The 13,553-nt window shown below is 65.0% G+C and carries 12 protein-coding genes; 6 read left to right on the top strand and 6 right to left on the bottom strand.

Annotated features, from left to right (window positions below; translation table 11 throughout):
* Positions 1–16: 16 nt before the first annotated feature.
* Positions 17–223, bottom strand: a complete 207-nt coding sequence (locus AC1DDO_RS09430) for a Flp family type IVb pilin (RefSeq protein WP_476866641.1) — start codon at positions 221–223, stop codon at positions 17–19.
* Positions 224–492: 269 nt separating this feature from the next.
* Positions 493–1,194: a prepilin peptidase gene (locus AC1DDO_RS09435; protein WP_476866640.1), complete on the bottom strand. Its 702-nt coding sequence runs from the start codon at positions 1,192–1,194 to the stop codon at positions 493–495.
* A gap of 319 nt (positions 1,195–1,513) precedes the next feature.
* Between AC1DDO_RS09435 and rplM the strand changes: the two genes are divergently transcribed.
* Positions 1,514–1,957 carry a 50S ribosomal protein L13 gene (rplM, locus tag AC1DDO_RS09440; RefSeq protein WP_015937805.1) on the top strand — a complete coding sequence of 148 codons (444 nt, stop codon included), beginning with the start codon at positions 1,514–1,516 and terminating at the stop codon, positions 1,955–1,957.
* Positions 1,958–1,993: 36 nt separating this feature from the next.
* Positions 1,994–2,503 carry a 30S ribosomal protein S9 gene (rpsI, locus tag AC1DDO_RS09445; RefSeq protein ID WP_018773707.1) on the top strand — a complete coding sequence of 170 codons (510 nt, stop codon included), beginning with the start codon at positions 1,994–1,996 and terminating at the stop codon, positions 2,501–2,503.
* A gap of 81 nt (positions 2,504–2,584) precedes the next feature.
* Here the strand turns inward: rpsI and AC1DDO_RS09450 are convergent, their stop codons facing one another.
* Together AC1DDO_RS09450 and AC1DDO_RS09455 are read right to left on the bottom strand one after the other, a co-directional pair.
* Positions 2,585–4,432, bottom strand: coding sequence for a glycosyltransferase family 39 protein (locus AC1DDO_RS09450; protein ID WP_476971778.1), 1,848 nt, complete (start codon positions 4,430–4,432; stop codon positions 2,585–2,587).
* Between the two features lie 74 nt (positions 4,433–4,506).
* Entirely contained in the window at positions 4,507–5,862 is a 1,356-nt protein-coding gene (locus AC1DDO_RS09455) for a bifunctional glycosyltransferase family 2/GtrA family protein (protein WP_476971779.1), read from the bottom strand.
* A 79-nt stretch (positions 5,863–5,941) separates the two neighbouring features.
* On the opposite strand from AC1DDO_RS09455, the gene glmM reads away from it, so the two are divergent.
* Positions 5,942–7,303 carry a phosphoglucosamine mutase gene (gene glmM, locus AC1DDO_RS09460; protein ID WP_476866637.1) on the top strand — a complete coding sequence of 454 codons (1,362 nt, stop codon included), beginning with the start codon at positions 5,942–5,944 and terminating at the stop codon, positions 7,301–7,303.
* Positions 7,304–7,540: 237 nt separating this feature from the next.
* On the opposite strand, the gene AC1DDO_RS09465 is transcribed toward glmM, so the two are convergent.
* Entirely contained in the window at positions 7,541–8,482 is a 942-nt protein-coding gene (locus AC1DDO_RS09465; RefSeq protein ID WP_476866636.1) for a M15 family metallopeptidase, read from the bottom strand.
* Positions 8,483–8,487: 5 nt separating this feature from the next.
* Positions 8,488–9,453 carry a type I pantothenate kinase gene (coaA, locus tag AC1DDO_RS09470; RefSeq protein ID WP_441407875.1) on the bottom strand — a complete coding sequence of 322 codons (966 nt, stop codon included), beginning with the start codon at positions 9,451–9,453 and terminating at the stop codon, positions 8,488–8,490.
* A 180-nt stretch (positions 9,454–9,633) separates the two neighbouring features.
* Between coaA and glmS the strand changes: the two genes are divergently transcribed.
* The 3 genes from glmS (at position 9,634) to AC1DDO_RS09485 (ending at position 13,488) form a co-directional block, all read left to right on the top strand.
* Positions 9,634–11,526 carry a glutamine--fructose-6-phosphate transaminase (isomerizing) gene (gene glmS / locus AC1DDO_RS09475; RefSeq protein ID WP_476971780.1) on the top strand — a complete coding sequence of 631 codons (1,893 nt, stop codon included), beginning with the start codon at positions 9,634–9,636 and terminating at the stop codon, positions 11,524–11,526.
* A gap of 4 nt (positions 11,527–11,530) precedes the next feature.
* A complete protein-coding gene (locus AC1DDO_RS09480) occupies positions 11,531–11,878 on the top strand; it encodes a holo-ACP synthase (protein ID WP_306915841.1) in 348 nt (115 codons plus the stop codon).
* A gap of 68 nt (positions 11,879–11,946) precedes the next feature.
* Positions 11,947–13,488, top strand: a complete 1,542-nt coding sequence (locus tag AC1DDO_RS09485; protein ID WP_476971781.1) for an NAD(P)H-hydrate epimerase — start codon at positions 11,947–11,949, stop codon at positions 13,486–13,488.
* Positions 13,489–13,553 lie beyond the last annotated feature (65 nt).

The following is a 13,553-nucleotide window of genomic DNA, read 5'->3' on the forward strand; positions in this document are numbered from 1 at the left end:
AGCGGTTAGCGAGGAATTAGGCCGGCGGCGCGAGGTGGGTGGTTACGCCAGTGAAGACGTCGCGGAGGCTTGTCCCGAAGGCGGTCACGGCGCCGATAATGACGACCGCGATCAGAGCGACCATGATTCCGTATTCAACGGCGGTGGCGCCCTTTTCCTCGTCCGAGAGGCGGTTCTTGATTCCAGAGACAAAAGCGAGCATTGAGACCATGAGACCAGTCATTTTCTTATTCCTTTTCCAGAGTTATGAATAGTGAACGAATTTCCAGCAAATCCCCTTTGCCTATTTGCTGGAGCTTCGTTGGAACAACATTTGCACGGCTGTTATCGGCGGCGCAATGAATGTTGATACTCGACTTTTGGAAGGAAAATTGGGGCACCACCTACCCGCAAATGAGAGGTGTACTCAGTTTCCAAGTAGGGGCAGGGCCCGACTACTTGGTTTGATAAGCCGTCTTACTGAAACGTCGCCCGTGGCCGGACGGAGGCTACCTAGGGCAACAGCAAGATAACGGCCAGGCCGGCTGCCAGCATGGAGGGCCCGTAGGCCACTTCCTTTGGCTTGTTTCCGCGGTTTTTCAGCATAATAACGGCCGAGCCGAGGCCTCCGACGACGAATCCCAGTGCTCCGCCGTAGAACAAGTGGGGCCAGCCTAGGTAGCCCAAGTACAGGCCAAGTGGCGCGGCGAGCTTCACATCACCCATTCCGAGGCTGTTTCGGCTGGTCAGGGCAAGAAAGAGGTACAAAACGAACAAAATTAAGGCGCCGGCAGCTCCCCGTAGCAGGCTACCTGCCTCGCCGGACACCCCTGCGGCGACCCCGAGAAGCGCCAGGCCGGCCCCCAGCAGGGGCAAAACCATCCGGTTGGGCAGTAAATGGTGCAAAAGGTCGATTCGCGCCAGCTGGACGCCGGCAACCGCCAGTAAGGCATAGGCGGGGAGCTCAGGGGAGAGCCCGAAGCGCCAGGCCAGCAGGGCTGAGAATACAAAGGTGGCCGCCGCCGTCGTAATTCTCAGTCGTACCGTCAGCGGTCCGCCGACATGGGGGAGTGCGCGCCCGATGAGGAGCTCTGCCAACTGGCCCAGGCACGCTCCCAGGAGGCCAACGCCGGCTATGAAGAGGATCCCGGTTGACGGTCCGACAGGCTGTGCGAGCAGCAGGGAGATGGAGTCGGCGGTGACGGGGTGGGACACGGTTCCTCCAGGGATGCGGCGGGCCGGCACGGGAAAGTCTGCGCAACGAGGGGCAGACAGGATGCATCCGGACACCCCATTTTGACCCAAGAGGCCGCCGTCGGCTATTCTTGGTAGTCGTTGTGCGTGTCCTATCTCGATGGTGCGTGCCCGCTTGAGAATCCGGTTGCAGGATAGCTACTCAACGTGCACATTCGAGACCTCAGGATGACTGGTTACATAGAGCCCTCACCTCTGTTCCGGTAGCGCATAGATAGTAGGTGCACCGTAAGAGTGACGCCTAAAACAAGAACGCCAGAACAAGAACGAGGCAAACACCGTGCGTACGTACACCCCGAAGCCCGGCGATATCAACCGCCAGTGGCACGTCATTGACGCCACCGACGTTGTCCTTGGTCGTCTTGCCAGCCAGACCGCAATCCTGCTGCGCGGCAAGCACAAGGCCACCTTTGCGTCCCACATGGACATGGGCGACTTCGTCATCATCATCAACGCTGAAAAGGTTGCCCTCACCGGCGCCAAGCTGGAGCAGAAGCGCGCATACCGCCACTCCGGCTACCCGGGCGGCCTGACCTCCGTCAACTACGCGGAGCTGCTTGAGTCCAACCCGGTTCGCGCCGTGGAGAAGGCCATCAAGGGCATGCTCCCGAAGAACTCCCTCGCTGCACAGCAGCTGGGCAAGCTGAAGGTGTACCGCGGTGCAGAGCACCCCCACGCCGCCCAGCAGCCCAAGACTTTCGAAATCACCCAGGTCGCCCAGTAGTCCTGGCCACCAACCAACTTTTTATCAAGGAGAATCGTGGCTCAGAACGAAGAACTGACCACCGAAGCCGTTGAGGCTGAGGAAAACCTGACCAGCTACACCTCGGAGAGCGGTGCTGCGGAAGCAGCTGCGCCGAAGAAGGAACGCCCGGCACTGACCGTTGCCGGCGCTGCAGTTGGCCGTCGCAAGGAAGCCGTCGCACGCGTTCGCGTTGTGCCGGGCTCCGGCAAGTGGACCATCAATGGCCGCGAGCTGGCGAACTACTTCCCGAACAAGCTGCACCAGCAGGATGTCAACGAGCCCTTCAAGATCCTCGATCTTGACGGCGCCTACGACGTCATCGCCCGTATCCACGGTGGCGGCATCTCCGGCCAGGCCGGTGCCCTGCGCCTCGGCATCGCCCGTTCGCTGAACGAGATCGACACCGAGAACAACCGCGCCACCCTGAAGAAGGCCGGTTACCTGCGTCGTGACGCCCGCGTCATCGAGCGTAAGAAGGCTGGTCTCAAGAAGGCTCGCAAGGCTCAGCAGTACTCCAAGCGCTAATCCCGCTTGGGGCGCAAAGCGCCCCTCCGAAAGCCCGTTCCGCCACCCGGCGGGGCGGGTTTTCGCCGTTCCAAGGGCCCCTTATTTGGTGAGTTGGAAGTACTGTGCGCCGTCGATGTCCTTGGCAACGAACCGCTGCCTGACCCATTCGACGATTCGAGCTGACTCGCCGCGCCCTTCAAGCGTGAGCGGCGGCAGACCCTGGATCACGACAGATCCCACACGCCCCTCCTCTACCAGGACTTTGAACTGCTCGAGGGTCGGGAAGGGGTCTGTGCCATCGAAGCCGCCGAGTGGCAGCACTGCCCGGCCCAGCTCCAGTTGATAGTTGGCCGCCGACTCTGAACCCACCACGGCTGCCGCCCACGCAGCGGACGAGGGCGACTGGCGGAGGCGTTCCAACAGTGCCGGTGTCGGCACGTCACCGAACACAACCGTCAGGAGGCTTGAGGGCGTATCGGGGGATGAGCGGGACCGGTCGTCTGTCCGAAACCCGAAGATGCTGGGTCCGGCGTTAACTCCTGCTCCTGTGTGAGAGTTCAGAACTGTATTCATCGACCAGGTGACGGGCCCGGTGAACAGCGCGGCCACGATAAGAAGTGAGGACGCTTTTGCCACTCGGGGCCCCGGGGCCCGAACGAAGACTGCAGCGATGGCTAGGCCCCATAGGCAGAGCATGGCGACCGGCATCCACGGAAGCTCCTTCACCGAATAGGCGGCGGTGATGCAGGCAAAGGCCATGCTCACGATCAAGGTGAGGCCGGTCAGAATCCGAATTCTGGTCCGCTGCAGGCCACGAAGGAAGTGCATCAAAGCAACCGCGGCCAGGACGCACAGGGGCGGCACTGCCGTGAGTACGTAGTAGGGATGCACGATTCCCGACATGAAGGCCAGCACAGTTGCTGCGCAGACAAACCAGATGCCGCAGGCCAGGAGAAGCGCGCGTGCCCCGGGCCGCCCCTGGCGCCGCCCCAGATACCAGACGGTCACGCAGAGCCCCGCAATGGCCAACGGAAGGAACCAGCCACTTTGACCAGAGAACTGCGGCTGGAGGAACCGTTGGAAGCCAGCGTCCAGCTTGTCGGCGGTCCCCGCACCCGGAGCCATTGTCCTGCTGGCATCGGCGCCAGTGAGGCGGTCCAACCCGTTGTAACCAAGGGTCAGTTCGATAACGCTATTGTTCCTTGATCCCCCGATGAACGGTCGCTGGGAGGGGCTCGTCAGCTGGACCACAAGCAGCCACCATCCCCCGGCCACGGCGGCCGCCCCCAGCGCTCCCAGCAGGTGCAAGAGACGCCTGGGCAGTGAGGCGCGGGCGAAGGAAAAGTAAGCAACCCCCACGGCCGGCAACACCAGCAGGACTTGGAGCTGTTTCGTCAGGAAGCCCGCGCCCGTAAGAACTCCAGCCAGCAGGAGCCACCGGAACCTTGAGGTCTCCACGGCCTCGAGGGTCAAATAGACAATGCCAATCATCAGCAGCGTCAAGAGTGCATCGGGGTTGTTGTAGCGGAACATCACGGTTGCAACTGGAATGACTGCCAGGAATGCGCCGGACAAAAGTGATGTCGCGGCATCGAAGCGCTTGCGGACCATGCGGTAGAGGAGGTAGACGCTGATGACGCCCATGAGGGCCTGAGGGAGCAGCAGACTCCAGGAGTTGAGTCCGAATATCCGGACCGATAGTGACATGACCCAGAGGCTGAGCGGGGGCTTGTCCACGCTAATGGCGTTGTTCGGATCGGATGAACCGAATAGAAAAGCCGTCCAGTCGAGCGAGCCGGACATCGCCGCCGCTGAATAGAACGAGTTCGCCCATCCGTTACGGTCAAGCCCCCAGGTGTACAGCAGCGTCGTCAAGGCAATGAGCGCCAACAAGGCCGGCCGCTCCCAGACGGGATCCACCAACCGGCCGCGAAGAAATTTGGCCACAGGTGCCGGTGTCCGGTGCTGTCGCCTGACGCCGCGTGTACCGGTTGCACCCGCGGTGTCAGCTGCGACGCGGCTCACTGGGCTGCTCCTTGGGCCGGCGCCAGGGCGAGTGCGGCGGTCCGGCCGCCGCTGCGACTGTCGCGGAATACCCAGACTTGCAACAGCACGAATCTCATCAGGGTTGCGAGAACATTTGCCCCGGTAAGGATTATCAGTTCAAGGTTCGGAGGGGCGTCGGCGTTGACCGTGTGGAGGATGGCCAGCGAGGACGACGTCATGGTCCACGCGAGGAGGAACACGACCAGACCCTGGATTTGCTGTGTGAACAGCTTGACCGGCCCGCTAATGCCAAACGTAAAACGGCGGTTGGCCGCTGTGTTGCCGATGGCGGTCAGCAACAGGGCCATGAAATTGGCCTGCTGCGCACCGAACGGCGCCTGAAGGACCAGGTACAGCAGCGCAAAGGCGATTGTGGATAGCGCCCCGACGATTCCGAACCGGAGTACTTGGCCAAAGAAGCTGGGCCGTCCCGGAGGGGCGATCGGCCTGCGACCCAGTTCCGCATAGATGGCTTGAACCGGGATGGTCCCCTTGAAAAGAGCTCCGGCAACGCGGACCAGGCCACGAAGATCATCAATGGCAGTCTGCTTGATATCGACTCGGCTGTCGGGGTCGTCAATCCAGTCCACGGGAATTTCGTGGATCCGCAGGCCGGAGCGCTCGGCGATGATCAGCATTTCCGTGTCGAAGAACCATCCGTTGTCCTCGATGTGGGGGAGAAGCCTCCTGGCGACGTCTGCGCGGAGGGCTTTGAATCCACATTGGGCGTCGGAGAACTTCACCTGAAGGGTCCGTCGGAGCAGATAGTTGTAGGACCGAGAAATGAACTCGCGCTTTGGCCCGCGGCTCACCCGGGAACTCTGCCCCAGTCTGGTTCCGATGGAAATGTCCGAGTGACCCGACAGCAGCGGAGCTACGAGTGGGGGCAGGGCGGCGAGGTCCGTTGACAAATCGACATCGAGGTACGCAACGACGTTGGCCGAGGATGCGCTCCACGCATCCCTCAGCGCGAACCCGCGTCCCTTGACCTCAAGCCTTCGGTGAACAACATTTGGCAACTGCGCCGCTAAGCGTTGGGCAATAGTCGAAGTATTGTCCGTGCTTGCATTGTCCGCAATCGTAATTTGCCACGTCGAAGGCATTTCTTGCGATAAGTAATTCGCGAGCTTAGTGATGCTGCTTTCAAGTACGGCCTGTTCATTAAAGACCGGTACTACGATTTCGAGCGCCAAGCCCCCAGAGCTAGGTTTCATGCCACGAAGCCTAAACGCATCCTGGAAAAGGCAGTAGGTTTTTGGGGAAAGTAGAGTACAAGAAACTTCAAAACCAAGTAGTCGGCCAACCCGCTTGGCTTGGGTGGCCATTTCCATGTGCCGGGATCGTCACCTCTGCAGCGGATTGATGGCGTGCACCCCCTCGTGTGGCCGGCCATCGACTAAGCTTGGTCCGATGTCTAGATTATTTGGAACCGATGGAGTCCGTGGCCTGGCGAACGGGTTGCTGACCGCCGAGCTCGCCTTGCAGCTGGCTCAGGCCGCCGCCGTCGTACTTGGCCATGACCGCAACACGACCGGGAAGCGGCCGATCGCCGTGGTGGCACGCGACCCCCGAGCCAGCGGCGAGTTCCTCGCTGCCGCCGTGGAAGCGGGGCTCTCAAGCTCGGGAATCGACGTCTATGACGCCGGCGTCCTCCCCACCCCGGCCGCCGCCTACCTCGTGGCCGACCTTGACGCCGACTTCGGCGTCATGATCTCCGCCTCCCACAACCCCGCGCCGGACAACGGCATCAAGTTCTTCGCCCGCGGCGGCCAGAAGCTGCCCGACGACGTCGAGGACGCCATTGAAGAGCAGCTCGACAAGGAACCCTTCCGGCCCGTCGGCGGTGAGGTGGGGCGGATCCAGCGCTTCTCCGACGCCGAGGACCGCTACATCGTGCACCTGCTCGGCACGCTTCCGTACCGCCTGGACGGCCTGAAGGTAGTGCTGGACTGTGCGCATGGTGCGGCCAGTGGCTGCTCCCCGCAGGTGTTCAAGGACGCCGGCGCGAACGTGGTGGTCATCGGCGCCGAACCGGACGGTCTCAACATCAACGAAGGTGTCGGCTCCACCCACCTGGGCCCGCTCAAGCAAGCTGTCCTGGATCACGGGGCGGATCTCGGAATCGCCCACGACGGCGACGCCGATCGTTGCCTCGCCGTGGACCACGAGGGCAACGAGGTGGACGGCGACCAGATCATGGCCATCCTTGCCGTGGCGCTCAAAGCCTCCGGAAAGCTCAAGGACGATGTCCTGGTGGCCACCGTCATGAGCAACCTCGGCCTGAAGCTCGCCCTGCGCGACGCCGGGATCAGCCTGCGTGAAACGGGGGTGGGGGACCGCTACGTCCTCGAGGAAATGCGCAACGGCGGCTTCAGCCTTGGCGGCGAGCAGTCCGGGCACGTGATTTTTGCCGACCACGCCACCACCGGCGACGGTGTGCTGACCGGCCTGCAGATCGCCGCTCAGGTGGCTCTCACGGGGCGCCCGCTCAAGGAGCTGGCCACGGTGATGACCAAGCTGCCCCAGGTCCTCATCAACGTCAAGGGCGTGGACCGCACCCGTGTGAAAGGCGATGAAGTAGTCGCAGCGGCCGTTTCCGTGGCCGAAACAGAACTCGGCGACACCGGACGCGTCCTCTTGCGGCCCTCCGGTACCGAGCCGGTGGTGCGCGTGATGGTGGAAGCCGGAGACCACGAAACCGCCCAGGGCGTCGCGGAGCGGCTGGCCCAGGTGGTCCGGACCGAACTGGCCCTGGCGCTCGTCCCCGAATAGCCCCGGCCCCGAATAGCCCCGTCCGGAATAGCCCGGCCCCGAATCGTTAGCCTGCGGGTCCGTGGGCGCGTCGCAGTGGCCGGCGCCGCCGGGGTTCCCACGTTTCCCGGCGGCCGACGGCGTGTCGGCCGGTTGCGCCGGAGTGTCCCGGCGCCGTGGTGCCAAAGGTGGGAAAATCCGGCGCGGTCTTACGCCCAGGCAGACCTAGGACTCAGGCTTAGGACCTTGAGCCAGGCCCTACAAATACGCCGGCGCCGGCTCCAGGCCGAAGTACTCCTCCAGCGTGCCGATGCCGCGGGTGGACATGTCCATGGCCGCCTCGGTGCCGATGAAGCGCAGGTGCCAGGGCTCGTAGTAATACCCGGTGATTTCGTGCAGCATCCACGGGTAGCGGACCACGAAGCCGAAGCGGTGGGCGTTCGCCTTGGCCCAGATCGCCGCCGGCCGGTCCTTGAACTGTGGCGTGAAGCTGTCCGCCCCGCTGCCGTCGCCGATGTCGAAGGCCCACCCCGTCTGGTGCTCCGAATAGCCGGGCCGGGCGGAGGCAGTGTCGGCCTCGGCCCTGCCACGGGAGTTCACGTAACTGCCGTAGGTCGCCCGCTGGGTCGTGAAGGAACGGTATCCGCTGGCCAAGGTGATGATGACGCCGTCGGCGGCCGCCGCCGCGAACATCTTTTCCGCCGCGGCCGCCGTCGTGCTGTTCAGCAAGGCCGCCTCGCCGGAGGTGGCCAACCGGACGGCCGGCCGGACCAGATCCGGCGGCACAAACGTGGCGGGGGAGAGCGGGCGGTGCTTGTTGACGATCACCCAGGGGCTGGTGGGGTCCGAGAGTGAATGCTGCGGCCCCGGCGCTGCGGCTGAAGGCGGGCGTGCCGCTGCCGAAGGAGGGGGCGCCGCGGCCGACGGCGGGACGGCAGCCGCCGTCGTCGGGGTCGCCGACGGTGAGCCTGCCGGCGAGCTGGATGCCGCCGCGGCGGCTGGCGGCGTGGCACTGCCGATGCGCGGGGCCGGCGTCGGTCCCGGCGTGCCGGATGGCGTGTAGGGCTGGGCCGGTGTGCAGGCGGACAGCGCAGCCAGGCCGGTGCCCGCCAGCAGCAGGCGGCTGAAGGCCCGGCGGCTGGGCGAATCCGGGCCGGCCGCCGGCCGCCCCAACTCTCCGTCTCCGCCGTCGTAGCACATCTGTGCTAGACCTTCCTCAGCAGCATTCGCCGGATGGAGTGGTCCGCGTCCTTGGTCAGCACCAGCTGCGCGCGGCCCCGGGTCGGGAGGACGTTTTCCTCGAGGTTGGGCTCGTTGATGCGCTTCCAGATCTCACGCGCGGTCTGTTCGGCCTCGGTGTCGGAGAGGGTTGCGTACCGGTGAAAGTACGATTCCGGCTGGGCGAAGGCCGTGCTCCGCAGTTTGCGGAACCGGTCCACATACCACTCCTCGATGTACGAGGTCTTCGCGTCGACGTAAATGGAGAAGTCGAAGAAATCACTCAGGGCAAGGCCCTGCCGGCCGTCCTGCCGCGGCCTGGCCGGCGCCAGGACGTTCAGGCCCTCGACAATCAGCACGTCCGGCCGGCGTACCACCACTTCCCTCCCGGGGACGATGTCGTAGGTGACGTGGGAGTACCAGGGGGCGCGGACTTCCTCGGCGCCGCTCTTGATCTCGCTCACGAAGCGCAGCAGGGCCCGGCGGTCGTACGACTCCGGAAAGCCCTTGCGTTCCAGCAACTGCCGGCGCTTGAGTTCGGCGAGAGGGTAGAGGAATCCATCTGTGGTGATGAGCTCCACGTTGGGAGTGCCCGGCCAGCGCCGCAGCATCTCCCGCAGGACGCGGGCGATGGTGGACTTGCCGACGGCCACCGAGCCGGCCACGCCGATCACGAACGGAGTGCGCTGGGTGCTCTCGCCGAGGAAGGTGGTTGTGGCCGAATGCAGTTGCCCTGCGGCTTCCACATAAAGGTGCAGGAGCCGGGACAAGGGCAGGTAGACCTCGCGCACTTCCTTGATATCGAGGGGGTCCCCGAGGCCACGGAGACGGAACACGTCCTCTTCATTAAGGGGCTGCTCCATCTGGGCAGCGAGCCGGGACCAGGTCTGCCGATCCAGCTCCACGAACGGTGAGACACCTTCCCCGTTCGCTTCATTGCGTTGCAAAGTCACCCTAGAGATTCTGCCCTTCACGGCGCCGAGAGCGAAATGGACGGGCCGGTGGGAGCCCGAATGAGCCCACCGCAGGCCAGTGCCCTGGCCGGTCGCGGCTGCCCGCCGTGGCGTCCGCACTGGCGGCCGCTCGCCGCCATCCCACGTCCTCCCTCCGGGAAACCCGCTAGGCTTATGACCATGTGTGGAATCGTTGGATATGTGGGCCACTCAGATGGCCGGGTAAATGCTGGACACAATGCATTGGACGTTGTCCTAGAAGGATTGCGGCGCTTGGAGTACCGCGGCTATGACTCCGCGGGCATTGCAGTGGTTGCCGACGGCACCATTTCCTCCCGCAAGAAGTCGGGCAAACTGAGCAATCTGATCAACGAGCTGGACTCCAGCCCGCTGCCGGATTCCCTTACGGGCATCGGCCACACGCGCTGGGCGACGCACGGCGGCCCGACGGACCAGAACGCCCACCCGCACCTGGCCGACGACGGCAAGCTGGCCCTGATCCACAACGGCATCATCGAGAACTTCGCCGAACTCAAGCTGGAGCTCCTGCGCAAGGGTGTCACCTTCGCCTCCGAGACCGACACGGAGGTAGCCGCAGCCCTCCTGGGCGACATCTACCGCAACCAGCTCGGCGGTGACACGGTCAACGGCGGCCTTACCCGGGCCATGCAGCTTGCCTGCCAGCGGCTCGAGGGCGCCTTCACGCTGCTCGCCGTCCATGTCGACCAGCCGGACGTGGTAGTCGCAGCCCGCCGCAACTCCCCGCTGGTCGTCGGCCTCGGCGAGGGCGAGAACTTCCTCGGCTCCGACGTCTCCGGCTTCATCGACTACACCCGGCGTGCCGTGGAACTCGGCCAGGACCAGATCGTCACGATCACCGCCGACGCCGTGGAGATCACGGACTTTTACGGCGCCCCCGCCGAGGGCAAGGAATACCACGTCAACTGGGACCCTGCCTCCGCCGAAAAGGGCGGCTTCCCGTCCTTCATGGAAAAGGAAATCCACGACCAGCCGGACGCCGTGCTGCAGACCTTGCTGGGCCGCTCCGACATCCACGGCAAGCTGACGCTGGATGAGCTCCGTGTCGATCCGGAGCTGCTCAAGAGCGTCGACAAGATCATCGTCCTGGCATGCGGCACCTCCGCCTATGCCGGCCAGGTTGCGAAGTACGCCATTGAGCACTGGTGCCGGATCCCCACCGAGGTCGAACTCTCGCACGAATTCCGCTACCGGGATCCGATCGTGGACGAGAACACGCTGATTGTCTCCATCTCCCAGTCCGGCGAGACCATGGACACCCTCATGGCCGTCCGCTACGCCAAGGAACAGGGCGCCAAGACGGTCTCGATCTGCAACACCAACGGGTCCACCATCCCGCGCGAATCCGACGCCGTGCTCTACACGCACGCCGGACCCGAAATCGCCGTGGCCTCGACCAAGGCCTTCCTGGCCCAGATCACGGCCGCTTACCTGCTGGGCCTCTATTTGGCACAGCTGCGTGGCAACAAGTTCCAGGGCGAGATCAAGGACATCCTGGCCGACCTGGGCAAGATTCCTGCCAAGATCCAGCACATCCTCGACAACGAGGCACAGATCAAGGAACTCGGCGTCTCCATGGCCGACGCCAAGTCCGTGCTGTTCCTGGGCCGCCATGTCGGATTCCCGGTGGCGATGGAAGGTGCGCTCAAGCTCAAGGAGCTCGCGTACATCCACGCCGAGGGCTTCGCCGCCGGCGAGCTCAAGCACGGCCCGATCGCCCTGATCGAGGAAGGCCAGCCCGTCTTCGTGGTGGTCCCCTCCCCGCGCGGCCGCGACTCGCTGCACTCCAAGGTGGTCTCCAACATCCAGGAAGTCCGCGCCCGCGGCGCCCGGACGATCGTGATCGCGGAAGAGGGAGACGAGGCCGTGAAGGCGTATGCCGAGCACGTCTTCTACATCCCGGAGACCCCCACGCTCCTGGCACCGCTGCTCGCAACGGTTCCGCTGCAGATCTTCGCCCTCGCACTCGCCTCGGCCAAGGGTTACGACGTGGACCAGCCACGCAACCTGGCCAAGAGTGTGACCGTAGAATAACGCCATGATCGTTGGCATAGGCATAGACGTCGTAGACATTGAACGGTTCGGCCGGCAGCTCGAGCGCACCCCCGGGCTGCGCGACAGGCTGTTCGTCCCCGCCGAACGGGAACTGAACACGCGCTCTCTCGCCGCGCGGTTCGCGGCGAAGGAAGCCGTGGCCAAGGTGCTCGGGGCGCCGGCGGGCATGAACTGGCAGGACTGCTGGATCGGGCTGGACCAAAACGGGCCCACCATCCAGGTCAAGGGCACCGTGCTGGCCGTAGCGGAGTCCAAGGGCGTCAAACGCTGGCACCTGTCGATGAGCCACGACGGCGGGATTGCCACTGCGACGGTTCTCGCCGAAGGCTGAGGCGGCCGTCCACGCAACACCGGCCCAAGCGCCAGGCATTCCCCAGCGACCGCGAATGGACTGAAACCATGATCAGCGCCTACACCGGAACCCAGGTACGAGACGCCGAGAAGCCATTTCTCGACGACACCCTGGGCTCCGGTGCGGGCGCTGTTCTCATGCAGCGGGCCGCGTACGGCCTCGCCAACGCCGTGATCAACAGCCTGCGCGGCCGCGGGCAACGGCTGTACGGCTCCAGCGTGGCCGTGCTGGCGGGCAAGGGCAACAACGGCGGAGACGGGCTGTTCGCCGCCGCGCTGCTGGCTGGCCGCGGCATGCGGACGACGGCGGTGCTCACCGCCGGCTCGGCCCACGACGCCGGGCTGGCCGCGTTCCGGAAGGCCGGCGGCCACGCCGTCGCCCTCGCCGCGGACAACGTGACCGAACTCGCCGCGCTGGCCGGCGGCGCCGACGTCGTGATCGACGCAATCCTCGGGACCGGAGCCCAAGGCGGGCTGCGGGGACCGTCCGCCGAGCTGATCAACGCCCTGAAACGTTCCCGGCCGGGCTCGCGTTCTCCCTTGGTGGTGGCCTGCGACATCCCCAGCGGCGTCGACGCGGACACCGGGGAAGCGAACGCGCCAGTGCTGGCCGCAGACATGACGGTCACCTTTGGTGCGGCCAAGGCCGGTCTGCTGGCAGACCCAGGAGCGGACTTCGCAGGCCGGGTTCAGGTCATTCAAATAGGAATCGAAGGAGCGCTGCCATGGCCCGCCCTGCGGCGGCTCGAGGCGGCAGACCTTTCCGCGTTGCTTCCCCGCCCGGAGCGGCGGGCGCACAAGTACACCAGGGGAGTGCTCGGGGTAGTTGCAGGCACCGGCGCGTATCCCGGCGCCGCGGTGCTGGCCTGCAGGGGCGCCCTGGCCGCCGGCGTCGGCATGGTGCGCTATCTGGGTCCGCCGGACGTCGCCGACCTGGTCCGGCAGGCCTGCCCCGAGGTGGTGTGCAGTACCGGCACCGTGGCCGATACACACGTGCAGGCCTGGCTCGTGGGGTCCGGGCTGGATGACTCCGATGAGCAGCAGCTCCAGCGCGCCCGCGACGCCGCAGACTCGGGCCTCCCCACGATCGCCGACGCCGGCGCACTGCCGGCCCTGCCCGAGGTGCTGGCCCCGCAAGTGATCCTGACACCCCACGCCGGCGAACTGTCAGCGTTGCTTCAGCGCCTTGGGGTCGCATTGGACCGCTCGGCGGTAGAGGCATCTACGCTCAGCGCGGTGCGGCAGGCCGCCGGCCTGACCGAAGCCACGGTGCTGCTCAAGGGCGCCACCACCCTCGTGGCCTCGCCCTATCAGGACTTCTTCAGCCAGGCCGAGGGCACGCCCTGGATCGCCACGGCCGGCAGCGGCGACGTTCTGGCGGGAATTATCGGTGCGCTGCTTGCACAACTGGGTGCCGACGTCGTGCGGTTCGGGGACCATGGCATCGATCCGGACGCCAGGTGGGCGGCGATCGCCGCGATGGCAGCGAGCCTCCACGGTCACGCCGGAGTCCTGGCCTCCCGAGGGGGGCCCGTGACGGCAACGGCCATCGCCCGAGCGGTTCCGGAGGTGATGCGGGAGTTGTCATAAACCGGCGCGCTCACTGCGGCCGAGCAAATACTAACCATACTTACAAGTAGTCTGTCTAGAGAATA

The organism is Arthrobacter sp. 10N43 (assembly GCF_056394525.1).